Source organism: Stenotrophomonas sp. MH181796, from assembly GCF_009659995.1.
GTDB classification, from domain to species: domain Bacteria; phylum Pseudomonadota; class Gammaproteobacteria; order Xanthomonadales; family Xanthomonadaceae; genus Stenotrophomonas; species Stenotrophomonas riyadhensis.
This window is the reverse complement of the sequence record NZ_RAHU01000001.1, coordinates 272,226-294,122: the sequence shown is the minus strand read 5'-3', so window position 1 is coordinate 294,122 and position 21,897 is coordinate 272,226. Positions and strand designations below refer to the sequence as shown.

Genomic DNA, 21,897 nt, shown 5'->3' with positions numbered 1-21,897 from the left:
CGCCTTGGTAGGCGCCAACCTTGGTTGGCGAAAAGCCCAGNCTTCAAGGCCTTCCGCGGCCGCGCACCGCAGATCGACGCGCTGCTGCGCCACTCGGGCATGGCGTAAGGTGTTTGGTAGGTGCCAACCTTGGTTGGCACGTTACCGCTATCCACGCATGGCGTGGATCTACCGGAATGTTCGGACATGGCGTAACGCCTTGGTAGGCGCCAACCTTGGTTGGCGAAAAGCCCAGGCCAACCAAGGTTGGCCTCTACCAGGCGTCGCGCCTTGGGGTCATTCGGCGTAGATCATCTTCCGGGTCATGCCGCCGTCGACGATGAAGTCCTGGCCAGTGGTGAAACCGGACAGCGACGACAGCAGGTACACCGCCAGTGCACCGATGTCTTCGGGGCGGCCGACCCGGCCGACCGGGTGTTGCGCATGGTCGATGGCCGAGTACTCCGATTCGTGGCGACGCGACGGCGCTTGCCAGGCGGTAGTGCCGATCCAGCCGGGACTGATGCTGTTCACCCGCACCGCCGGGCCGGCGCTGATCGCCAGTGCATGGGTGAAGGCCACCAGCCCACCCTTGGCCGCGGCATAGGCTTCGCTGTGTGCTTCGGATTGCCAGGCGCGGGTGGAGGCGATGTTGATGATCGCACCAGCGTCGCTGTTAGTCAGCGCGGGCAACGCGTGCTTGCTGCACAGGAAGGCGCCGTGCAGCGAGGACAGCCGGCGCTGCCACTCGTCCCAGTCCATGTCCTGCAGCAGCGTGCCGTGCGGGCCGGCGATCCCCGCGTTGTTGACCAGCCCGTCGATGCGGCCGAAACGCTGCTGGGCCACGGCGATGAAATCGCGCACGCTGGCTTCGTCGGTGATGTCCAGGCGCTGGAACGCGGCATCCTCGCCACGCTGCCATTCCGCCAGACACGCCTCGCCGGCCTCCTCATCCAGGTCGCCGATCAGCACGCGTCCGCCGGCACCGAGCACGGCCTGGGCGATGCCGCGACCGATGCCGTTGGCGCCGCCGGTGACCAGCACCGCCTTGCCCGACAGCGGCGCGGCCGGCCATGTGGCAATCGGCGGCACCGTGCTCACGTCAGGTCTTCGCCACGCAGGCGGCGAAGCCAGCCGTCCACGCCGATGCGGTCCAGGGTCTGGATGTTGCGCTCGACGATCACGTCCGGGTCCGGATAGACATCCACCGCGCGCGCCACGCTGTCTTCGCGCAGCAGGTGCAGGGTGGGGAAGGGCGCGCGGTTGGTGTAGTTGCTGGCGTCGTCCGCGGCCACGCCGTCGAACTGGTAGTCCGGATGGAAGCTGGCCACCTGCAGGATGCCCTGCAGGTCCAGCGCCTCGATCGCCGCATCGGCGTTGTCGAGGAAATCGTTGTAGTCGAGGAAGTCGGTCAGCACCTGTGGGTGCACGATCAGGGTGGTGTCGATCTGCTCGGCGGGCGTGTCACGCAGCAGCACCAGTTCCTCGGCCAGCTGTTCAACCAGGGCTTCCGGCGTGGTCGCATCACTGAGCACGATGCGGACCTGGTCCTTCACGTACACCGCCTTGGCGAACGGGCACAGGTTCAGGCCGATGACGATGCGCTCCAGCCACAGGCGGGTGGCGGCGATCGGGTCATCGGTGGGCAGGTGGGAATCGGTCATGGCGGGCACGTCGGCTGGCGGGGCCGCCATTGTAGGCAGTGTGCCGGTGCTGCGTTGTCCACTGTGCAGGAACTGGACAGTGGCGAAGCTGGAAATTCCCGAAGATTCAAACCGTTGCGCGCTACCGATGGATGGCCGATTGCCAGCCCGGGGCGACGGGCGTGGAATGGATGCACGACACAGGAGGACACCCATGACTGCATCTTCCCCGTGGCTGCCGGACGCCCTCTGGGCCGGCGCCTTCTTTGATGGCCACTGGCAGGCTGCCCCGCAACGGCACCCGGTGATTGAACCGGCCACCGGCCAGGAGCTGGGCGAGATCGGCCTGGCCGACCCGGCGCAGTTCGCGCGTTCGGCAGCCGCCGCGGCACAGGCGCAGCAGGCGTGGGCGGCGGCGCCCTACGAACAGCGCGCCGAGGTGCTGCGCAAGGCTGCGCGGCTGGCCGAGGAGAACATCGACACCCTCATCGACTGGTTGGTCCGCGAAAGCGGCTCGACCCGCCTCAAGGCCGGCTTCGAGGCCAAGGTGACGATCAAGGCGCTGCATGAAGCCGCCGCACTGCCGTCGCGCAGCGTGGGCGAGATCCTTCCCTCCGAACCGGGCCGGCTGAACCTGGCACGGCGCAGGCCGCTGGGCGTGGTCGGGGTCATCTCGCCGTTCAACTTCCCGCTCTACCTGGCGATGCGCGCGGTGGCCCCGGCGATCGCGCTGGGCAACGCTGTGGTCCTCAAGCCGGACCCGCGTACGGCGGTATGTGGCGGCGTGGTGATCGCACGCCTGTTCGAGCAGGCGGGCCTGCCGGCAGGCGTGCTGCACATGCTGCCCGGCGATGGCGCGGCCGGGGCTACACTGACCAGTGACCCGCACGTGGCGATGATCCAGTTCACCGGTTCCACCGCCGCCGGGCGCAAGGTCGGCGAAGCGGCGGGCAAGCACCTGAAAAAGGTTTCGCTGGAGCTGGGTGGCAAGAATTCGTTGATCATCCTGGACGATGCGGACCTGGACCTGGCGGTGGCCAACACCGCGTGGGGCGTCTACCTGCACCAGGGCCAGATCTGCATGGCGACCGGGCGCGTGCTGGTGCACCGGAAGATCCACGACACGTTCCTGCAGAAACTGGTGGCCAAGGCCAACGCGCTGAAGGTAGGCGACCCGGCACGTGAGGACGTGGCGATCGGCCCGCTGATCAATGCTGGCCAGCGCGACCATGCCGCACGCGTGGTCGAGCAGGCGGTGCAGGCCGGTGCCACGCTGGAAGCGGGCGGCACGCACCGGGAGCTGTTCTTCGCACCCACCGTGCTCGGCAACGTTGCGGCCGACAATCCGGCCTTCAGCGAGGAGATCTTCGCGCCGGTGGCGGTGGTGGTGCCGTTCGACGATGACGACGAAGCCGTGCGCCTGGCCAACGACAGCGAGTACGGGCTGTCGATGGCGATCGTGTCCAGCAACGTCGGCCGCGCGCTGAAGATCGGCGAGCGCCTGCGTACCGGTCTGCTGCACATCAACGACCAGACCGTGAATGACGAGGTGATCAACCCCTTCGGTGGCGTCGGCGCGTCCGGCAACGGCACCAGCATCGGTGGCCCGGCCAATGGCGAGGAGTTCACCCAGTGGCAGTGGTTGACCGTCAAGGGCGAAGCGCCCGCATACCCGATCTGATCGAAGGAGCCATCACGATGAACGACAACAACGCAACGCGTGAGATCACCGCCGCCGTGGTACGCGGCAAGGAGCAGCCCTTCGTCATCGAGCAGGCGACGCTGCGCGGTCCGCAGGACGACGAGGTGCTGGTGAAGGTGGTGGCCACCGGCCTGTGCCATACCGACCTGATCGTGCGCGATCAGTACTATCCGGTGCCGCTGCCGGCGGTGCTGGGCCATGAGGGGGCGGGCATCGTCGAATCGGTTGGCCCGAACGTGCGCGACCTCAAGGCGGGGGATCACGTGGTGCTGACCTACGGCGCCTGTGGTCACTGCAATCCCTGCCGGGGTGGACACGGTGCCTACTGCAGGGATTTCTTCGCCCTGAACTTCGGTGGCGATGATGGCCACGGACGTACCGCGATCACCGATGCGCAGGGCCAGCCGCTGCACGATCATTTCTTCGCCCAGTCCTCGTTTGCCACCTACGCGCTGGCCCGCGAGATCAATGCGATCAAGGTGCCTGATGACGCACCACTGGAACTGCTGGGCCCGCTGGGGTGCGGCATCCAGACCGGTGCCGGTGCGGTGCTCAACTCGCTGCAGGTGCGGTCGGGCAGCAGCTTTGCAAGCTATGGTGCCGGTGCGGTGGGCCTGAGCGCGGTGATGGCGGCCAAGGTGGCCGGGGCCACCACCATCATTGCCATCGACGTGGTGCCTTCGCGCCTGGAGCTTGCTCTGGAGCTGGGGGCCACCCACGTGGTCAACAGCCGGGAGACCGATGTGGTCGAGGCGGTGCGTGCGATCACGGGTGGGGGTGCTGACTTCGCGCTGGAATCGACCGGTCGTCCGGACGTGCTGTCCGCTGGCGTCGAGGCGCTGGGTGGGCTGGGCATGATGGGCGTGGTGGGCGCGCCGAAACTGGGCACGACGGCCAGCTTCGATGTGAACAACCTGCTGCTCGGCGGTCGCAGCATCCGCGGCATCGTCGAGGGCGACAGTGTGCCGCAGGTGTTCATTCCGCAGCTGGTGACCCTGTTCCAGCAGGGACGCTTCCCGTTCGACAAGCTGGTGAAGTTCTATCCGCTGGAACAGATCAACCAGGCCGCAGAAGACAGTACCCGTGGCATTACCCTGAAGCCGGTGCTGCGCATCGCGGCGTAGTTTCCCCTGTTGGTAGTGCCGGTCGCTGGCCGGCATGGGGCAGATCCGTTTCCAGAAGATAATGGCTCTGCCCCTTTGTTTGAACGCGTCTTGAAACGGAAACGCTCCGTTGCCGAGACGTAACATGGCGTTGCCGCTGGCGGGTGTAGGCTGCTTCCATGATGGCCACGACAGTCGGGCAGCAACAACTGGTGGCGGCACGTGCCGCTTTCGCCGACGGCGATGTGCGCTCATTGGGCGTGTTGCCGCTGCCGCTGCAGCAGTCATGGCTGCGTTCGCGCGCGGCGGGCCTGCAGCCGGGGCAGGAGCCGGACTATCGGCCGCTGCTGGGCGATGGCCGCCATCTGTCCCATCCCGATGACCGGCGCCTGGCGCGTTGCGTGCAGCCGGAGCTGGAACAGCTTTGGGCGGCCTTCGGTGGGCGTGGCTGGACGATGTTCTGCGCCAACCGCGATGGCATGGTGATCGCGCAGCAGGCCCACGGGCTGGAAGATGCTCCCTTGCTGCGGCCGATCCAGGTCGGGCGACAGCTGGGCGAGACCGAGATCGGCACCACCGCGCCAGCGGTCAGCCTGGCCGATGATGTGCCGGCACTGGTGCGCGGCAACGAACATTACCTGCAGCGGTTCGCGCCGGTGTTCTGCCTGAGCGAGCCACTGCACGATCTCGACGGTCGGGTCTGCGGAGTGATCGACATCACCGGTCTTGGCGAGCGCGATCCCGCCCTGCTGCAGGGCTATTTCCGGCAGGCTGCGCTGGCCAGCGAAAACCGCTTGTTCCACAGCCTTACCGACGTGCACCTGCTGGCCGTGCAACATGATCCGCGCTGGCTGGCGTCACCGCTGCAGGGGCTGCTGGCGGTGCAGGAGGATGGCCAGCTGCGTGCAGCCAACCGCGTTGCACGGCGCCTGCTGGGCCTGCCACGGCGCGGGCCGTTGCCGCTGCTGGGTCTGGAAGCGCTGTTTGCTGGTGCCAGTGCGGCGCAACGGCGTCGGCTGCTGCAACCGGGCGCAGCGCATCGGGTCCGGCTGGGCGAGGGCAGTGCGGTCTACCTGCAGCGTCTGCAGGGGCCGCGGGGGGCGGCGCACCGGTCTACTGTGCGGAGCACCCCGGCAGATCCAGGCGCGCCGCGGCTGCGTGACCAGCAGCGTGAGGCCGCGCGCCGCGCGGCCCAGGCCGCTGACGGCAACCTCAGCCTGGCCGCACGCCAGTTGGGAATCTCGCGCACCACGCTGTACAAGCTGCTGCGCGATTGACCGCGTAGTCCACCGGGCAGGGCCCGGCGGGGGCATCAGTCGCGGAAGTTGTTGAACTGCAGCGGCAGCTCGAACTTGCCGGCCTTGAGCACGGCGATGGCGTCCTGCAGGTCATCGCGCTTCTTGCCCTGCACGCGCAGCTTGTCGCCGTTGATCTGGCTTTCCACCTTCAGCTTGGCGTCCTTCAGTGCCGCCGCGATCTTCTTGGCGATCTTCTGCTCGATGCCCTGCTTGACGGTGATTTTCTGCCGGGCCTGGGCCAGGTTGGTTTCGATGTCGCCGAACTCCAGGCTGAGCACGTCGATGCCGCGCGCGGCCAGGCGGGCGCGCAGGATGTCGTTCATCTGCTTGAGCTGGAACTCGGTCGGCGCCGTCTGGTTGATCACATCGCCATCGCGCTCGAACTTGGCGTCCACGCCCTTGAAGTCGAAGCGGGTGGCCAGTTCGCGGTTAGCCTGGTCGATGGCGTTGGTCAGCTCGTGGGTGTCGACTTCGGACACGACGTCGAAGGAAGGCATGGGCGATGCTCCGCAGGATTCAGTGGTGGCCATTCTATCGCGCCGGCCCGCATGCCTGCTTTCTGTAGAGTCGAGCCATGCTCGACTGCTCTTCACAAGGCAGTCGAGCATGGCTCGACTCTACAGAAGGGCGGCAGTCGAGCAAGCTCGACTCTACAAGCCGGTGTGGTCGGCGATAATGGGCCATGAACGTGCAACGCTCCCCTTCGCGTGCGGTGGCCTGGATGGTCGCTGCGGTCGCCTGTTTCTCGCTGATGGATGCTGGCATGAAGCAGCTGTCGACCAGCTATCCGACCCTGGAAGTGACCTTCCTGCGCGGCGCGGCCTCGTTGCCGTTCGTGCTGGTCTGGGTGCTGGCCAGCGCCGGCCCGCGCTCGCTGATCCCGCGTCGCTGGGGGCTGCACCTGCTGCGTGGCGCGCTGGGCATGGCGATGATCGGCTGCTTCGTGTTCGCCCTGCGCGACCTGCCGCTGTCCACCGCCTACACCATCTATTTCGTCGCCCCGCTGCTGATCGCCGCATTGTCGGTGCCGCTGCTGGGCGAGCGGGTCGGGCCACGGCGCTGGGTGGCCATCGGCATCGGCCTGGTCGGCGTGCTGGTGGTGCTGCGGCCGGGTGTGGACGGTTTCATCTCGGTGCCCGGCCTGATGGTGCTGGCCGCCGCCACCGCCTATGCCGTGGCGGCGATCACGGTCAGCCTGCTCACCCGCACCGATACCTCGCAGTCGATGGTGGTCTGGTTCCTTGTGATCATGGCCATCGGCGCCGGCCTGCTGGCCCTTCCCGGCTGGGTGCCGCTGCAGCTGGCGCATGCGCCGCTGATCGCCGGCATGGGCCTGGCCGGCGCGCTCGGCCAGATCGCCCTGACCAAGGCGTTCCAGCTGGGCGAGGCCTCGATGATCGCGCCGCTGGAGTACAGCGGCCTGGTCTGGGTGATCGGCTGGGATCTGGCCTTCTGGGGCCAGCTGCCAGACAGCTATACCTGGGTGGGTGCGGCGATCATCGTCGCCTCGGGGCTGTACCTGCTGCACCGTGAGCGGGTGAACCGGCAGGAGCCGCCGAAGCCGCTGGACCATCCCTGAGTCGGTTTGGCCGGGGAATGGGGTCAGAGCCCCTGCGGGGATCCGACCTTGGGGTCGGATCCCCGCAGGGGCTCTGACCCCAGCCAACGTGTCGGTGCGGGCGACTTAGAACCAAAAGGAATAACATTCTGGCCCATGGCGCGGGCGCGCGACCGCCTGCGCTGGTAGGCTGCACGCCCCCTTCCGTCACCCAGCCGGTGAGCCACGCCCGTGATCGAGTTCCAGCGCCTGCACAAATCCTATGCCGTTGCCGGCCGAGAAGTCAGCGCGCTGCAGCCGCTGGACCTGACCATCGAGGCCGGTGAGGTATTCGGCATCATCGGCCACTCCGGCGCCGGCAAGTCGACCCTGATCCGCATGATCAACCGTCTGGAAGAACCCAGCGGTGGCCGGCTGCTGATCGGTGGCGAGGATGTCACCGCACTGGACGCGGATGGCCTGCGCGCGTTGCGCCGGCGAATCGGCATGATCTTCCAGCACTTCAACCTGCTGTCGTCGCGCACGGTGGCCGGCAATGTCGCCTTCCCGCTGGAGCTGGCCGGCACGCCGAAGGCGGAGATCGACGCGCGCGTGGCCGAATTGCTGCAGACCGTGGGCCTGGAGGCGCATGCGCAGAAGTACCCCGCACAGCTTTCCGGTGGCCAGAAGCAGCGCGTCGGCATCGCCCGTGCGCTGGCGACACGCCCGCAGATCCTGCTGTGCGACGAGGCCACCAGTGCGCTGGACCCGCAGACCACCGCCTCGGTGTTGTCGCTGCTGTCGAAGATCAATCGCGAGCTCGGCCTGACGATCGTGCTGATCACCCACGAGATGGACGTGATCCGCCGCGTCTGCGACCGCGTCGCCGTCCTCGATGCCGGCCAGATGGTCGAGACCGGGCCGGTCACCCGGGTGTTCCTGCACCCGCAGCACCCGACCACGCGCCGTTTCGTCAGCGAATCGGAGCACGTGGATGAAGGCGCGCTGCACCGTGATTTCGATGCCGTCGGTGGCCGCATCGTGCGCCTGACCTTCCTCGGCGGAGACACCTACGAACCCCTGCTCGGCAGCGTCGCGCGGGAGACCGGTGTCGATTACAACATCCTGTCCGGCCGTATCGACCGGATCAAGGACACCCCGTATGGCCAGCTGGTTGTCGCCCTGGTGGGCGGTGACCAGTCCGCCGCGCAGGCCGCGTTCGTGGCCGCCGGCGTGCACGTTGAGGAACTGCGTCGATGATCATCGCCACTGCCGGCGGTTTCTTCCGCCACCTGGATGCGGGCAAGTGGGCCGACATCGGCCAGGCCACCATCGACACCCTGCTGATGCTGCTCGGTTCGCTGCCGCTGACCCTGGCCATCGGCCTGCCGCTGGGCGTGCTGCTGTACCTGTTCGGCGCACCGCAGATGAAGCGCCGTCCGTTCGCCTATGGCGTGCTGGCGCTGGTGGTGAACCTGCTGCGCTCGGTGCCTTTCATCATCCTGATGATCGTGCTGATTCCGGTCACCCTGTTCCTGATGGGGACGTCGCTGGGCGTGCGTGGTGCGATCGTGCCACTGGTGATCGGCGCAGCGCCGTTCTACGCGCGCCTGGTCGAGAGCGCGCTGCGCGAAGTGGACCGTGGCGTGATCGAGGCCACCCAGGCGATGGGTGCCACCACCTGGCAGCTGGTCACCCGCGTGCTGCTGCCGGAAGCGCGTCCTGGCCTGATCGCCGGTGCGACGGTCACCACCGTGGCCCTGATCGGCTTCACCGCGATGGGCGGTGCGATTGGTTCCGGCGGCCTTGGTGACCTGGCGTTCCGCGATGGCTACCAGCGTTCGCACACCGACGTGGCCCTGGTTACCGTGGTCCTGCTGCTGGTGCTGGTGCAGCTGCTGCAGATGCTCGGCGACCGCCTGGTCGCGCATTACAGCCGCAAATGACGAGGCGCCGGGGCGCTGCCCCGGCGTCGCCCGGTGCATCGCGGCAGCCGGCCAGCGGCCGGCTCTACCCCATTGCCTGGAAATGGTAGTGCCGGCCGCTGGCCGGCAATCCCACCTGCAATCAACGCACGTTCGGTACTTCGTAGCCCAGCTTGCCGACCTGCTCCGGGTGCTGCGGCACGCGCTTGAGCTTGTCGGTGTTCACGCCGTACTCGTCGCGCAGTCGCTCTGCGAGCTCCTTGTACAGGGCTTTGTCCATGTCCGGCGTACGAGAGAAGATCCAGGCCATTTCACGGCCGGGATAGCCGATCAGCGCCCACGAATAGTCCGGGGCCACTTCCAGTACCCGCGAATGGGTGGGCACCACGCGGTAGAACCAGGTGCGCCAGCCGTGGTTGCCGCTGTCCGGGTCGACGCTGGCACGCGCGCGGACTTCCTGCAGCGGTTCGCCGAAGCCATCGCGGTAGCGGTAGGTGATGCCGACCTTGTGCGCGTCGCGGAGCTCATACTCGTTGACGCTGGCCACATGGCCCCGTTCGATGAAGTTCGGCACGCGGCCGATCACGTACCAGGTGCCCATGAAACGCTTCAGGTCGATCGGCGCATCCGGGTCGGCGGCGCGCGGAGCGCTGGCACGGGGCGACGGCGGCTCACTGGCGGCCACGGCGGGGCCCGCCAGGGACAGGGCCAGCAGCACGGCGCAGAGCGGGCGGATCGAAGTCATGCGGGAGCGGGCTCCAGTGGGCTTGCACGCGCATGGTCGACTGTGTGCACGCGATCCGTCAATGGTGTCGCAACCTGTGAGAAGGGCCTTGCCCATGCTGTGTTGCATTGTCCACCGGAGAAGCCCCATGAACGCACGTTCCGTCCGCCGCCCTGCAACTGAACGCGTCATTCTCGAGCGTGCCGACCCCCGCCTGCTGCGCAGCGTGCAGCAGCTGGCCCTGGCCGGCGTGGCACTGGTACTGGTCTGGCCGGCCGCGCGCGGCAGCAGTGCCTGGCTGGGTTGGCTGCCGATGTGGCTGGTGGGCATGCCGCTGGTGGCCTGGTGGGCGTTGCTGCGCTTCCCGTTGCCGCGCCTGTCGTGGCTGCGGCTGGCGCGTCGTACCGGTGGACAGGCGCGTCGCCGTAGCGGCGGGGCGGTGCGAGGCCGTCGCGGCTCGACCGCCGCGGCCTGACCTTCGACACGGGGGCGGCCGCGGCGATCCATGCTAGCGTTCCACGGCTTATGACTGCCTGGAGCTGCAATGTCTCGACTTGCTTCCGCCTGCCTGCTGGCCGGCATGATGACCGCTGCCTCGGTGGGGACCGCCGTGGCCGCTGAAGACACCGATCGCTACGCCTGGCTCGAAGACGTCACCGGCGACAAGCCGCTGACCTGGGTCAAGGAACAGAACGCCAAGTCCGAGGCGCGCCTGGCGCAGACCCCGGCCTTCAAGCAGATGGAGACCAGCATCCGCGAGGTGCTCGACTCCGATGCCAAGATCCCCGGCGTGCAGAAGATCGGCGACTACTACTACAACTTCTGGAAGGACCAGCAGCACGAGCGCGGCCTGTGGCGGCGCACCACCTTGGCCGAATACCGCAAGGCCTCGCCGCAGTGGGAGACCGTGCTCGACCTGGATGCGCTGAACAAGGCCGAGGGTGAGAACTGGGTCTGGCACGGTGCCGACTGCCTGCGCCCGGACTACAGCCGCTGCCTGATCGCGCTGTCGCGCGGCGGCGCCGACGCCGACGTCACCCGCGAATTCGACCTGGCCAACAAGACCTGGATCAAGGACGGCTTCTTCCGTCCGGAGTCGAAGGGCGGCCTCAACTGGGTCGACCGCGACACGGTGTTCGTCTACACCGACTTCGGTGCCGGCACGATGACCACGTCGGGCTATCCGCGCGTGGCCAAACTGTGGAAGCGCGGCACGCCGATGGCCTCGGCCACCGTGGTGTATGAAGGCAAGCCGGAAGACATGTACATCGCGGCGATGCACGATGACACCCCGGGCTTCGAGCGCAACCTGGTCAGCCGCACGCTGGCGTTCTACAACAACGAGATCTACCTGCGTGGCGACGACGGCACGCTGACCAAGATCGACGCGCCGAACTCGGCCGAGAAGGGCCTGCACAAGCAGTGGCTGACCCTGGAACTGCGCGATCCGTGGACCGTGGGCGGCAAGACCTACGCGTCCGGTTCGCTGCTGGCGACGAAGCTGGACGACTTCCTGGCCGGCAAGCGCGACTTCGAGGTGCTGTTCACCCCGACCGCGACCACCTCGCTGGCCAGCGCCACCTGGACCAAGAGCCACCTGGTGCTGAACGTGCTGGATGACGTCAAGAACCGCCTGTCGGTGCTGACCCCGGGCGCCAATGGCTGGCAGACCAGCCGCTTCGTCGGCGCGCCGGCCTTCGGCACGCTGGGCGTGGCCGCGGTCGACAGCAACGACAGCGACGCGGTGTGGCTGACCGCCACCGACTACCTCACCCCGACCACCCTGGCCCTGGCCGAGATCGGGCAGGCGCCGGAAACGCTGAAGACCATGCCGGCCTTCTTCGATGCCAAGGGCAAGGTGATCGAGCAGCACTTCGCCACCAGCAAGGACGGCACCCGCGTGCCGTACTTCGTGGTGCATGACAAGGCGATGAAGCTGGACGGCTCCAACCCGACCCTGCTGTACGGCTATGGTGGCTTCGAGATCTCGCTGACCCCGAGCTATTCCGGTGGCATGGGCCGCGCCTGGCTGGAGAAGGGCGGCGTGTACGTGGTTGCCAACATCCGTGGCGGCGGCGAGTACGGCCCGCGTTGGCACCAGGCAGCGCTGAAGCAGAACCGCCACAAGGCCTACGAAGACATGGCCGCCGTGGCACGGGATCTGGTCAAGCGCAAGATCACCACCGCCAAGCACCTGGGCGTGCAGGGCGGCAGCAACGGTGGCCTGCTGACCGGCAACATGTTGACCCAGTACCCGGAACTGTTCGGTGCAGTGGTCGTGCAGGTGCCTCTGCTGGACATGAAGCGCTACAGCCACCTGCTGGCCGGCGCGTCGTGGATGGCCGAATACGGCAACCCGGACACCAGCGACTGGGAGTTCATCAAGACCTTCTCGCCGTACCACCTGTTCGACGCGAAGAAGAAGTACCCGCCGGTGCTGTTCACCACCTCCACCCGCGATGACCGCGTGCACCCGGGCCATGCCCGCAAGATGGCGGCGAAGATGATCGACGCCGGCAAGGACGTGACCTACTACGAGAACATCGAAGGTGGCCACGGCGGCGCAGCCAACAATGCGCAGGCCGCGCACATGTCGGCGCTGGCCTACAGCTTCCTGTGGGAGCGGTTGGGCGGTAAGTAAGCAGAACGGAAAACGCCGCCCCAGGGCGGCGTTTTTCATTACCGGTAGTGCCGGCCGCTGGCCGGCAACTGCATCATTCACGCATTCCCGGGTTGCCGGCCAGCGGCCGGCACGACCGTCAACGTGATCCTTGCCAACGCTTCAACCCGCGCGCGATCCGCGCCACCGCCTCCTGCAATCGCGGCACTTCCTGGGTGTAGGCCAGGCGCACATGCTGGTTGGCGCGATGGAAGCCGAAATCCAGCCCCGGGGTGAACGCCACGTGCTCGGTTTCCAGGAAATGGGCACAGAAGGCCTGTGCGTCGTCGGTGAACGCGCTGACGTCGGCGTACAGGTAGAACGCACCCTGCGGCTCGACTTCGATACGGAAGCCCAGTTCACGCAGTGCCGGCAGCAGGAAATCACGGCGCTGGCGGAACGCATCACGGCGCTGTTCGAAGATCGCCATCGATTCCTCGCTGAAGCAGGCCAGTGCGGCGTGCTGGGCGATGCTTGAGGCGCTGATGTACAGGTTCTGCGCCAGCTTCTCCAGGTCCGGTACCGCGGCCGGTGGGGCCACCAGCCAGCCCAGCCGCCAGCCGGTCATGCCGAAATACTTGGAGAAGCTGTTCAGCACGAACGCGCTGTCATCCACCTGCAGCACGCTGGGTGCATCCAGGCCGTAGGTCAGGCCGTGGTAGATCTCGTCCACCACCAGGTGGCCACCGCGCGCGTGCAGGGCCTGCGACAGTGCAGCCAGTTCGTCGGCGGACAGCACGGTGCCGGTCGGATTGGCGGGGGAGGCGACCAGTGCGCCGACGCTGTCGGCATTCCAGTGCTGTTCCACCAGCGACGGTGTGAGCTGGTAGGCGGTGTCCGGGCCGACCGGCACCAGTTGCGCGCCACCTTCAACGAGGCGCAGGAAATGGCGGTTGCAGGGGTAGCCGGGGTCGGCCAGCAGCCAGTGGTGGCCCGGATCGACCAGCAGGCTGCTGGCCAGCAGCAGCGCACCGGAGCCGCCGGGAGTGACCAGGATGCGTTCGGGGTCGATGTCCAGCCCGTAGTGGCTGCGATAGAAGCCGCTGATCGCCTGGCGTAGGGCCGGCAGGCCACGTGCGGTGGTGTAGCGGGTATGGCCGGCGGCCAATGCGGCCTGGCCGGCCCGCACGACCGGTTCGGCCGTGGTGAAGTCCGGTTCGCCGATTTCCAGGTGGATCACATCGTGGCCCGCCTGTTCCAGCGCCTGCGCGCGGGCCAGCAGGGACATTACGTGGAACGGAGCGATTTCATGGCTGCGCCGGCTGTAGCCCGGCGTGTGGGGCAGGGTACTCATGTGCCCATGGTACGCCGGCCGGCACGACCCATGACGATCCGCAGGGTTGCCGCATTGCCGGGATTGGGGTCAGATCCCTTTTCGGGAAAAGGGATCTGACCCCGCCGAAGACCATTGCATTGATGCGCCTGGAGCCTTATCTCATGAAATCCACCCTCTGCCTGTTGCTTGCCAGCCTGATGACCACCACTGCTACCGCCGCCACGCCGCCCGTTCCGCCGGATGCCGCCAAGCATCCGCATGTGGTCAAGGCGCCGTTCGGCGCGACCCGCAACGACGACTATTACTGGCTGCGCGACGACAAGCGCGAGAACAAGGACATGCTGGCCTACCTGCAGGCCGAGAATGCCTACGCCGACCAGCTGCTGGCGCCGCTGAAGCCGCTGGAAGACACCCTGTACAAGGAAATCGTCGGCCGCATCAAGCAGGACGATTCCAGTGTGCCGGCGCGCGAGCGCGGCTACTGGTACTACAGCCGCTTCGAGACCGGCCAGGACTACCCGATCCACGCACGCCGCAAGGGCGGCATGGATGCCGCCGAGGAAATCCTGCTGGACGTCAACACGATGGCTGCCGGCAAGGGCTACTTCAGTGTTGGTTCGATGGAAGTCAGCCAGGACAACCAGCTGCTGGCCTGGGCCGATGATGATGTCGGCCGGCGCCAGTACACCATCCGCTTCAAGGACCTGGCCACCGGCAAGGTGCTGCCCGATGTGATCACCGGCAGCTCCGGTGACCTGGTCTGGGCCGACGACAACCGCACCGTGCTGTACGTCGAGAACGATCCGGAAACGCTGTTGACCGTGCGCGTGAAGAAGCACGTGCTGGGCACTCCGGCCAGCGCCGACACCGTCGTCTACGAAGAGAAGGACGACAGCTTCTACATGGGTATCGGCCGTACCCGCGATGATCGCTTCATCACCATCGGCGTGCACAGCACCGTGTCCTCGGAAGAGCGCTACGCGCCGGCCAGCGACCCGACCACGTTCACCGTACTGGCGCCGCGCCAGCGCGATGTGGAGTACGACGCTGACCACTACGATGGTCGCTGGGTGATCCGCACCAACGACGGTGCGAAGAACTTCAAGCTGGTCACCGCACCGACCGATGCGACCTCGCGCGCACAGTGGAAGGACTGGATCGCGCACGACGATGCGGTGTTCATCGAAGGCTTCGAGCTGTTCGATGCGTACACCGCCATCGCCGAACGTTCCGAGGGCCTGGAGCGCATCCGCCTGCTGTTCAAGGATGGCCGCAGCGACTACGTGAAGGCCGATGAGCCGGCGTATTCGATGGGCCTGGGCGACAACACCGAGGCCGATACGCCGTGGCTGCGCTACGTCTACACCTCGATGACCACCCCCACCACCGTGTTCGAGCTGAACACCGCCACCGGTGAGCGCCGCCAGCTGAAGGTGCAGCCGGTGATCGGCTATGACGCGTCGAAGTACGAGACCGACCGCGTCTGGATCACCGCACGCGATGGCGTGACGGTGCCGGTGTCGCTGGTCTACCGCAAGGGCTACCAGAAGGATGGCAAGGGTGCGTTGTTCCAGTACGCCTACGGCAGCTACGGCATGTCGATGGATCCGTACTTCAACCAGACCGCAGTGAGCCTGCTCGACCGTGGCGTGGTCTATGCCATCGCCCACATCCGCGGCGGCCAGGAGATGGGCCGCGACTGGTACGAGAACGGCAAGCTGCTGCACAAGCAGAACACTTTCAACGACTTCATCGACGTCACCCGTGGCCTGGTGGCGCAGGGCTGGGCGGCGAAGGATCGCGTTGCCGCCTCGGGTGGCAGCGCCGGTGGCCTGCTGATGGGCGCGGTGGCCAACCAGGCGCCGCAGGATTACCGGGTGATGGTGGCGCAGGTACCGTTCGTCGACGTGGTCACCACCATGCTCGACCCGACCATTCCGCTGACCACCAACGAGTACGACGAGTGGGGCAACCCGGAGCAGAAGCCGTACTACGACTACATGCTGTCCTACTCGCCTTACGACAACGTCAGGAAGCAGGCCTATCCGGCGCTGTTCGTGGGTACTGGCCTGTGGGATTCGCAGGTGCAGTACTGGGAGCCGGCCAAGTGGGTGGCCAAGCTGCGTGACGACAACACCGGCCACTACCCGATCCTGTTCCGCACCAACATGGAAGCCGGCCACGGTGGCAAGTCGGGTCGCTTCCAGCGCTACCGCGAGCTGTCCGAGTCGTATGCGTTCGTGCTGCAGCAGCTGGGCATCGCCCAACCGTAAGGGCACAGGGGTGCCGGGCGTTGCCTGGCACCCCGAACCGGTATCCTTGCGGCCATGAACCCGCCTGAACCCCCCGCACCCCGCGATGCTGCCACGCCACCGCGCGTGGTGCGTTTCCGCTGGGCGTGGTGGCTGCTGGCGTATGTCAGCCTCGGTACCGGCATCGTTGGCATCTTCGTTCCGGGCCTGCCGACTACCGTATTCATCCTGATTTCCGCGTGGGCTGCGTCGCGGGGTTCCGAGCGTCTGCATACCTGGCTGCTGCAGCATCCGCGCTTCGGCCCGGCCATCGCCAACTGGCAGGCGCACGGTGCGGTCAGCCGCTACGGCAAGTGGATGGCCACGATCACCATGGCGGTGTGCGCCGGCATCATGCTGTGGTGCGTGCCGATCGCCTGGGTGAAGTGGTTCTCGATCGGCAGCATGACCGTGGTGGCGATCTGGCTGTGGACGCGGCCGCTGCCACCGCCCGCGGATTGAGCGCCTGCGGTAGTGCCGGCCGCTGGCCGGCAACCCGAGCCCCTGCACCAACCGCTCAGCCGCCAATGGCTATACTCGGGGCATGAAGATCCCCCATCGAAACGCCATCCTGATTCCGCTGGCAGCGGCCTCGCTGCTGCTCCTCGCCGCCTGCGGCAACAAGGGCCCGCTGGTACTGCCGCAGAAGCCGGTGCCGGTGGAAGAAACCGTCGAGCCCGCTGCCGAGCCCGCCACCGAGGCGACCCCGGCGGAGACCCAGGGCAGCGGCACCCCGGCCACGACCGTGGAGCCGGCCGCACCGACCACCCAGCGGGCGCCTGCGCCGGCAAAGAAGGTGGGCGGCGGGAATGAGTAAGGCCGGTTCCAAGGCCCTGCGCTTCAGCAAGATGCACGGCGCGGGCAATGATTTCGTAGTGATCGACCTGCGTGACGGTACGTCGCCGCCCACGCCTGAACTGGCCGCGCGCCTGGCCGACCGCCACACCGGCGTCGGCTGCGACCAGATCCTGACCATCGAAGCGCCGCGTGCGGAAGGCTCGGTGGCTTCGTACCGCATCTGGAATGCCGACGGTTCCAACTCCGAACAGTGCGGCAATGGCGCGCGCTGCATCGCGGCCTGGCTGGTGCGCGAAGGCAGTGCGCAGGGCGATGCATTCGTCATCGACAGCCCGTTGGCCAGCCACGAAGTGAAGGTGCTGGGCGAGGGGCAGTTCGCGGTAACCATGGGCGTGCCCGCGTTCGAGCCGACCAACGTGCCGCTGATGGGCTTTGCCCACGCACGCGAGGAATACCTGCTGCCGTTGCAGGGCGAGAGCGTGCGTTTCGCTGCGGTGTCGATGGGCAACCCGCATGCGGTGATCGAAGTGGGCCTGATCGATGCGGCCCCGGTCGAGCGCGTCGGTTCGCTGCTGCAGCAGCATGCGTCGTTCCCGCGCTCGGTGAACGTGGGCTTCGCCCAGGTGATGAGCCCCGCGCATGCACGCCTGCGGGTGTTCGAGCGCGGCGTCGGTGAAACCCTGGCCTGCGGCAGCGGTGCCTGTGCCGCCGCGGTGACCCTGATGCAGCGTGGCCGCCTGCAGCGCGATGCGCGCATCAGCCTGCCCGGTGGCGACCTGCGCATCCAGTGGCCGGGCGATGGCCAGCCGGTGGTGATGGCCGGCCCGACTGCATTCGTCTTCGAAGGGGAGTGGATCGCATGACCGAAACCGTCGACAAGCTCGGGGCCCATGAAGTCGCTGCCTGGTTGCGGCGCCATCCCGGCTTCCTCAAGCAGTTCCCGGACCTGGCCCTGACCCTGGTGGTGCCACGCGATGACGGCCCGACCGCATCGCTGGCCAGCTACCAGCTGGAAGTGCTGCGCGAGAAGAACCGCGAGCTGGCGCGACGGTTGGCCGATCTGGGCGCCACCGCCCAGGTCAATGAACGCCTGGCGGTGCGCACGCACCAGCTGACCCTGGCGCTGATGAAGCAGGACAACGCTGCCGATACCCTGCGTGCAATGGCGGCATCGCTGCAGGAGGATTTCGCTGGCGACCTGGTGCGATTGGTGGTGCACACACCGGTGGCCGGGCTGGAACAGGCCGACTGGCTGCAGGTGATCGCCGCGGACGATCCGCAGCTGGGCCCGTTCCGCGATTGTCTGAACGACGGCGAGCCGATCTGCGGCCGCCTGCAGCCGGAAAAGAATGCCGTGCTGTATGGCGTGCGCAGCGAAGAAGTGCAGACCACCGCGCTGCTGCCGTTGCCGGGTGTGGGCCTGATTGCCGTGGGCAGCCACGACCCGAACCGCTTCTATCCGGGCATGGGCACGCTGTTCCTGCGCATGATGGGTGACGCCCTGGTTACCGGCTTGAAGCGATTCCAGGACTGAGCAGGGCACGACGACGATGAGCGCGGTACAGGCCTTCCTGCAGCACCTGCAGGTGGAGCGGCGGATGTCGGCACATACGCTCGACGCCTACCGCCGCGACCTGGACGCGCTGTCGGTCTGGGCCGAGCCACGCGGTGTTGCGGTGGAGGCACTCGATGCCGAGGCGCTGCGTCAGTTCGTCGCCGATGAGCACCGGCGTGGCCTGTCGGCCAAGAGCCTGCAGCGCCGCTTGTCGGCGTGCCGCAGCTTCTACGCCTGGCTGTTGAAGCATGGACGCATCGAGGTCAGCCCGGCGGCGACGCTGAAGGCGCCACGCGCACCGCGCCGGTTGCCGCAGGTGCTCGATGCCGACGAAGCCGTGCAGTTGGTCGAGCTGGAGCCGGAAGGTGAACTCGGCCGCCGTGATCGCGCGCTGCTGGAACTGTTCTATTCCTCCGGCCTGCGCCTGAGCGAAGTCTGCGCGTTGACCTGGCGCGACCTGGATTTCGACAGCGGCCTGGTCAACGTGCTGGGCAAGGGCAACCGCCAGCGCCGCGTGCCGTTCGGCCGGCCCGCACGCGAAGCGCTGCAGGCGTGGCGTGCGGAAAGTGGCGGCGGCCCGGCCTCGCCGGTGTTTCCCGGCCGCAACGGGCCGATCAGCCAGCGCGCGGTGCAGATCCGCATCCGCCAGCTGGCGCAGCGCCAGGGCCTGTTCAAGCACGTGCACCCGCACATGCTGCGGCACAGTTTCGCCAGCCACATCCTGGAATCGTCAGGCGACCTGCGCGGCGTGCAGGAACTGCTTGGCCATGCCGACATCGCCACCACCCAGATCTACACCCACCTCGATTTCCAGCATCTGGCCAAGGTCTACGACGCCGCGCATCCACGTGCGAAGCGCCGCAACAAGGACGACAAGGCTGAATAGACCGCCCTTGATCTGGATCAGGGCAGGGCGGGCGCTACCGGCGCATCGTGGCCGCAGGCCACGAGGACACCGCCACCATGGCGAAGCCCATTCCGCTGCACCCCAGGCATCCGGAGCGCATCTGCTGGGGCTGCGACCGCTACTGCGCGGCTGACGCCCTGGCCTGCGGCAATGGCTCCGGCCGCACCCAGCATCCGATCGAGACGCAGGGCGAAGACTGGTACCTCGCCTGGGGCATCGAGCCGAATCCGGATCGGCCGTCGCAGGCCAAGCGCTGAACGGCAGGCGTTCCACGTTCGGGCGGCGGGGTCCGCGCGCATTGCGATGCGCTCGTTAGAAGGGCGCCCTCTTCCCATGGGGCGCCACCAAGCGCTGAACGGCAGCCATCCGCACAGGCTTGATCGCACCCGGCGCTGTCCCCATGTCCCGTGAACAGCTATCGGAGGCCGCATGGACCCCAGTCAGAATCCCAACGTTTTCCACGCCACCACCATCGTCTGCGTCCGTCGCGGCGAGCACGTGGCCATTGCCGGCGACGGCCAGGTCACGCTGGGCCACACCGTGATGAAGGGCAATGCGCGCAAGGTGCGCCGCCTCGGTCGTGACGGCCAGGTGCTGGCCGGCTTCGCCGGTGCCGCCGCCGATGCCTTCACCCTGTTCGAGCTGTTCGAGGCCAAGCTGGAAAAGCACGGCCAGCTGCAGCGCGCTGCGGTCGAGCTGGCCAAGGATTGGCGCACCGAGCGCCGCCTCGGCAAGCTTGAAGCCCTGCTGGCGGTGGCCGACAAGGAAACCTCGCTGATCATCAGCGGCACCGGCGATGTGATCGAGCCGGAGGACGGCATCATCGCCATCGGTTCCGGTGGTTCCTATGCACTGTCGGCCGCGCGCGCACTGATGGCGCACACCGAACTGGATGCGCGCACCATCGCCAGCGAAGCGATCGGCATTGCCGGCGACATCTGCATCTACACCAACCGCAACGTGGTGGTCGAGGAGCTGTGAGGGTCGTGCCGGCCGCTGGCCGGCAACCTCATGATCCCCCCACGCGTGCCTGGTTGCCGGCCAGCGGCCGGCACTACCGACACTGAATCCGTGAGCACATCCATGTCGAAGATCGAAGTTTCCTCCGCCACCATGACCCCGCGCGAGATCGTGCAGGAACTGGACCGGCATATCGTGGGCCAGCACGACGCCAAGCGCGCCGTGGCCATTGCCCTGCGCAACCGCTGGCGCCGCATGCAGCTGGTGCCTGAGCTGCGCAATGAAGTGATGCCGAAGAACATCCTGATGATCGGCCCGACCGGCGTCGGCAAGACCGAGATCGCGCGTCGCCTGGCCACCCTGGCCAACGCACCGTTCGTGAAGGTTGAAGCCACCCGCTTCACCGAAGTCGGCTACGTCGGCAAGGACGTCGAGCAGATCATCCGCGACCTGGCCGATACCGCTGTGAAGCTCTATCGCGAGCAGGCCAAGGTGCGCGTGCGTACCCAGGCCGAGGAGCGCGCCGAAGACCGCATCCTCGATGCGCTGCTGCCGCGCCGCAGCGGTGGCATCGGCTTCGATCCGGAAGTCGCCCGCAACGAGCCGTCGGCGCAGGACAACGAGACCCGCATCAAGTTCCGCAAGATGCTGCGCAACGGTGAGCTGGACGAGCGCGAGATCGAACTCGACCTGGCTGCCAACGTCAGCATGGACATCATGACCCCGCCAGGCATGGAGGAAATGGGCCAGCAGCTGAAGTCGATGTTCGCCAACCTCGGCGGTGGCGCCAAGGCGCACAAGCGCACGCTGACCATCAAGGCCGCGCGTCCGCTGCTGATCGAGGAAGAGGCCGGCAAGCTGGTCAACGAGGACGACATCCGCACCGCGGCGATCGAGGCCTGCGAGCAGCACGGCATCGTCTTCATCGACGAGATCGACAAGGTTGCCAAGCGTGGTGACAACGTGGGTGGTGGCGACGTCTCGCGCGAAGGCGTGCAGCGCGACCTGCTGCCGCTGGTGGAAGGCTCCAACGTGTCGACCAAGTACGGCACGATCAAGACCGACCACATCCTGTTCATTGCTTCGGGCGCGTTCCACCTGGCCAAGCCCAGCGATCTGATTCCGGAGTTGCAGGGCCGCTTCCCGATCCGCGTTGAACTGGGTGCGCTGAGCAAGGGTGATTTCGTGCGCATCCTGACCGAGCCGAAGGCCGCGCTGACCAAGCAGTACGAAGCGCTGCTGGCCACCGAGGGCGTCAAGGTCAGCTTCACCGCCGATGCCATCGACCGCCTGGCCGAGATCGCCTTCCAGGTGAACGAGCGCCAGGAGAACATCGGTGCCCGTCGCCTGCACACCGTACTGGAGCGCCTGCTGGATTCGCTCAGCTACGAGGCACCGGACCGCGACGGCGAGACCCTGGCCATCGACAGTGCTTATGTCGATGCGCATCTGGGTGAGCTGGTGCAGGATCCGGACCTGAGCCGCTACATCCTGTAATGCCTGACGCTGCAAAGCATGAGGCCGCCGAAAGGCGGCCTTT

General features: G+C 67.1%; 22 protein-coding genes. 17 read left to right on the top strand and 5 right to left on the bottom strand.

The features are described 5' to 3' along the window. Positions 1-276: 276 nt before the first annotated feature. Both D5301_RS01320 and D5301_RS01315 read right to left on the bottom strand, forming a co-directional pair. Positions 277-1,080 (bottom strand): SDR family oxidoreductase, encoded by an 804-nt coding sequence (locus tag D5301_RS01320; protein WP_164161494.1) that lies wholly within the window; start codon positions 1,078-1,080, stop codon positions 277-279. After that, the gene (locus D5301_RS01315; protein ID WP_153854563.1) at positions 1,077-1,643 is read right to left on the bottom strand and encodes a DUF1415 domain-containing protein; all 567 of its coding nucleotides are present in this window, start codon (positions 1,641-1,643) and stop codon (positions 1,077-1,079) included. The genes D5301_RS01320 and D5301_RS01315 overlap by 4 nt, the downstream gene beginning before the upstream one ends. Positions 1,644-1,836: 193 nt before the next feature. On the opposite strand from D5301_RS01315, the gene D5301_RS01310 reads away from it, so the two are divergent. The 3 genes from D5301_RS01310 (at position 1,837) to D5301_RS01300 (ending at position 5,704) form a co-directional block, all read left to right on the top strand. Continuing rightward, complete coding sequence (locus D5301_RS01310; protein ID WP_153854562.1) at positions 1,837-3,303, top strand: benzaldehyde dehydrogenase; 1,467 nt, start codon at positions 1,837-1,839, stop codon at positions 3,301-3,303. Positions 3,304-3,320: 17 nt separating this feature from the next. Continuing rightward, the gene (locus D5301_RS01305; RefSeq protein ID WP_153854561.1) at positions 3,321-4,448 is read left to right on the top strand and encodes an NAD(P)-dependent alcohol dehydrogenase; all 1,128 of its coding nucleotides are present in this window, start codon (positions 3,321-3,323) and stop codon (positions 4,446-4,448) included. 158 nt (positions 4,449-4,606) lie between these two features. Then, on the top strand, positions 4,607-5,704 hold the full coding sequence (locus D5301_RS01300; RefSeq protein ID WP_110713768.1) for a helix-turn-helix domain-containing protein: 1,098 nt from the start codon (positions 4,607-4,609) through the stop codon (positions 5,702-5,704). 35 nt (positions 5,705-5,739) lie between these two features. Here D5301_RS01300 and D5301_RS01295 read toward each other — a convergent pair whose 3' ends face one another. Next, positions 5,740-6,222: a YajQ family cyclic di-GMP-binding protein gene (locus D5301_RS01295; RefSeq protein ID WP_006471121.1), complete on the bottom strand. Its 483-nt coding sequence runs from the start codon at positions 6,220-6,222 to the stop codon at positions 5,740-5,742. A 185-nt stretch (positions 6,223-6,407) separates the two neighbouring features. Here D5301_RS01295 and D5301_RS01290 point away from each other — a divergent pair, with 185 nt between their 5' ends. From D5301_RS01290 to D5301_RS01280, 3 genes are all read left to right on the top strand, one after another. Next, the gene (locus D5301_RS01290; RefSeq protein WP_153854560.1) at positions 6,408-7,304 is read left to right on the top strand and encodes a DMT family transporter; all 897 of its coding nucleotides are present in this window, start codon (positions 6,408-6,410) and stop codon (positions 7,302-7,304) included. A gap of 210 nt (positions 7,305-7,514) precedes the next feature. After that, positions 7,515-8,522 (top strand): methionine ABC transporter ATP-binding protein, encoded by a 1,008-nt coding sequence (locus D5301_RS01285; RefSeq protein WP_006471119.1) that lies wholly within the window; start codon positions 7,515-7,517, stop codon positions 8,520-8,522. Continuing rightward, positions 8,519-9,208, top strand: coding sequence for a methionine ABC transporter permease (locus D5301_RS01280; protein WP_153854559.1), 690 nt, complete (start codon positions 8,519-8,521; stop codon positions 9,206-9,208). Before D5301_RS01285 ends, D5301_RS01280 begins: the two co-directional genes overlap by 4 nt. A gap of 121 nt (positions 9,209-9,329) precedes the next feature. Here D5301_RS01280 and D5301_RS01275 read toward each other — a convergent pair whose 3' ends face one another. Beyond that, positions 9,330-9,932, bottom strand: a complete 603-nt coding sequence (locus tag D5301_RS01275) for a lipocalin family protein (RefSeq protein WP_094001036.1) — start codon at positions 9,930-9,932, stop codon at positions 9,330-9,332. 127 nt (positions 9,933-10,059) lie between these two features. Here D5301_RS01275 and D5301_RS01270 point away from each other — a divergent pair, with 127 nt between their 5' ends. After that, complete coding sequence (locus tag D5301_RS01270) at positions 10,060-10,386, top strand: hypothetical protein (protein WP_110713762.1); 327 nt, start codon at positions 10,060-10,062, stop codon at positions 10,384-10,386. Between the two features lie 69 nt (positions 10,387-10,455). Then, positions 10,456-12,552, top strand: coding sequence for a prolyl oligopeptidase family serine peptidase (locus tag D5301_RS01265; RefSeq protein WP_153854558.1), 2,097 nt, complete (start codon positions 10,456-10,458; stop codon positions 12,550-12,552). Positions 12,553-12,670: 118 nt separating this feature from the next. Here the strand turns inward: D5301_RS01265 and D5301_RS01260 are convergent, their stop codons facing one another. After that, positions 12,671-13,864, bottom strand: a complete 1,194-nt coding sequence (locus D5301_RS01260; RefSeq protein WP_153854557.1) for a pyridoxal phosphate-dependent aminotransferase — start codon at positions 13,862-13,864, stop codon at positions 12,671-12,673. A gap of 143 nt (positions 13,865-14,007) precedes the next feature. Between D5301_RS01260 and D5301_RS01255 the strand changes: the two genes are divergently transcribed. The 9 genes from D5301_RS01255 (at position 14,008) to hslU (ending at position 21,854) form a co-directional block, all read left to right on the top strand. Further along, the gene (locus tag D5301_RS01255; protein ID WP_153854556.1) at positions 14,008-16,119 is read left to right on the top strand and encodes a S9 family peptidase; all 2,112 of its coding nucleotides are present in this window, start codon (positions 14,008-14,010) and stop codon (positions 16,117-16,119) included. Positions 16,120-16,173: 54 nt separating this feature from the next. Beyond that, positions 16,174-16,599 carry a YbaN family protein gene (locus tag D5301_RS01250; protein ID WP_153854555.1) on the top strand — a complete coding sequence of 142 codons (426 nt, stop codon included), beginning with the start codon at positions 16,174-16,176 and terminating at the stop codon, positions 16,597-16,599. An 82-nt stretch (positions 16,600-16,681) separates the two neighbouring features. Further along, positions 16,682-16,954 (top strand): lipoprotein, encoded by a 273-nt coding sequence (locus D5301_RS01245; protein ID WP_153854554.1) that lies wholly within the window; start codon positions 16,682-16,684, stop codon positions 16,952-16,954. Next, positions 16,947-17,798, top strand: coding sequence for a diaminopimelate epimerase (dapF, locus tag D5301_RS01240; RefSeq protein ID WP_153854553.1), 852 nt, complete (start codon positions 16,947-16,949; stop codon positions 17,796-17,798). The genes D5301_RS01245 and dapF overlap by 8 nt, the downstream gene beginning before the upstream one ends. Next, positions 17,795-18,469, top strand: coding sequence for a DUF484 family protein (locus D5301_RS01235; RefSeq protein ID WP_153854552.1), 675 nt, complete (start codon positions 17,795-17,797; stop codon positions 18,467-18,469). Before dapF ends, D5301_RS01235 begins: the two co-directional genes overlap by 4 nt. Before the next feature lie 16 nt (positions 18,470-18,485). After that, entirely contained in the window at positions 18,486-19,376 is an 891-nt protein-coding gene (gene xerC / locus D5301_RS01230; protein ID WP_153854551.1) for a tyrosine recombinase XerC, read from the top strand. A gap of 77 nt (positions 19,377-19,453) precedes the next feature. Then, positions 19,454-19,654: a DUF3079 domain-containing protein gene (locus D5301_RS01225; RefSeq protein ID WP_049421394.1), complete on the top strand. Its 201-nt coding sequence runs from the start codon at positions 19,454-19,456 to the stop codon at positions 19,652-19,654. A 172-nt stretch (positions 19,655-19,826) separates the two neighbouring features. Next, positions 19,827-20,378, top strand: a complete 552-nt coding sequence (gene hslV, locus D5301_RS01220) for an ATP-dependent protease subunit HslV (protein WP_005411093.1) — start codon at positions 19,827-19,829, stop codon at positions 20,376-20,378. A gap of 102 nt (positions 20,379-20,480) precedes the next feature. Further along, on the top strand, positions 20,481-21,854 hold the full coding sequence (gene hslU, locus D5301_RS01215; RefSeq protein ID WP_014038532.1) for an ATP-dependent protease ATPase subunit HslU: 1,374 nt from the start codon (positions 20,481-20,483) through the stop codon (positions 21,852-21,854). Positions 21,855-21,897 lie beyond the last annotated feature (43 nt).

Bases quoted from the DNA above. Each gene is read 5' to 3' on its own strand.
- D5301_RS01280 (WP_153854559.1), top strand. From the start codon at position 8,519: ATGATCATCGCCACTGCCGGCGGTTTCTTCCGCCACCTGGATGCGGGC.
- D5301_RS01260 (WP_153854557.1), bottom strand. From the start codon at position 13,864: ATGAGTACCCTGCCCCACACGCCGGGCTACAGCCGGCGCAGCCATGAA.
- D5301_RS01265 (WP_153854558.1), top strand. From the start codon at position 10,456: ATGTCTCGACTTGCTTCCGCCTGCCTGCTGGCCGGCATGATGACCGCT.
- D5301_RS01270 (WP_110713762.1), top strand. From the start codon at position 10,060: ATGAACGCACGTTCCGTCCGCCGCCCTGCAACTGAACGCGTCATTCTC.
- D5301_RS01250 (WP_153854555.1), top strand. From the start codon at position 16,174: ATGAACCCGCCTGAACCCCCCGCACCCCGCGATGCTGCCACGCCACCG.
- D5301_RS01315 (WP_153854563.1), bottom strand. From the start codon at position 1,643: ATGACCGATTCCCACCTGCCCACCGATGACCCGATCGCCGCCACCCGC.
- hslU (WP_014038532.1), top strand. From the start codon at position 20,481: ATGTCGAAGATCGAAGTTTCCTCCGCCACCATGACCCCGCGCGAGATC.
- D5301_RS01295 (WP_006471121.1), bottom strand. From the start codon at position 6,222: ATGCCTTCCTTCGACGTCGTGTCCGAAGTCGACACCCACGAGCTGACC.
- D5301_RS01235 (WP_153854552.1), top strand. From the start codon at position 17,795: ATGACCGAAACCGTCGACAAGCTCGGGGCCCATGAAGTCGCTGCCTGG.
- xerC (WP_153854551.1), top strand. From the start codon at position 18,486: ATGAGCGCGGTACAGGCCTTCCTGCAGCACCTGCAGGTGGAGCGGCGG.
- D5301_RS01275 (WP_094001036.1), bottom strand. From the start codon at position 9,932: ATGACTTCGATCCGCCCGCTCTGCGCCGTGCTGCTGGCCCTGTCCCTG.
- D5301_RS01255 (WP_153854556.1), top strand. From the start codon at position 14,008: ATGAAATCCACCCTCTGCCTGTTGCTTGCCAGCCTGATGACCACCACT.
- D5301_RS01245 (WP_153854554.1), top strand. From the start codon at position 16,682: ATGAAGATCCCCCATCGAAACGCCATCCTGATTCCGCTGGCAGCGGCC.
- D5301_RS01310 (WP_153854562.1), top strand. From the start codon at position 1,837: ATGACTGCATCTTCCCCGTGGCTGCCGGACGCCCTCTGGGCCGGCGCC.
- D5301_RS01300 (WP_110713768.1), top strand. From the start codon at position 4,607: ATGATGGCCACGACAGTCGGGCAGCAACAACTGGTGGCGGCACGTGCC.
- dapF (WP_153854553.1), top strand. From the start codon at position 16,947: ATGAGTAAGGCCGGTTCCAAGGCCCTGCGCTTCAGCAAGATGCACGGC.
- D5301_RS01305 (WP_153854561.1), top strand. From the start codon at position 3,321: ATGAACGACAACAACGCAACGCGTGAGATCACCGCCGCCGTGGTACGC.
- hslV (WP_005411093.1), top strand. From the start codon at position 19,827: ATGGACCCCAGTCAGAATCCCAACGTTTTCCACGCCACCACCATCGTC.
- D5301_RS01225 (WP_049421394.1), top strand. From the start codon at position 19,454: ATGGCGAAGCCCATTCCGCTGCACCCCAGGCATCCGGAGCGCATCTGC.
- D5301_RS01290 (WP_153854560.1), top strand. From the start codon at position 6,408: ATGAACGTGCAACGCTCCCCTTCGCGTGCGGTGGCCTGGATGGTCGCT.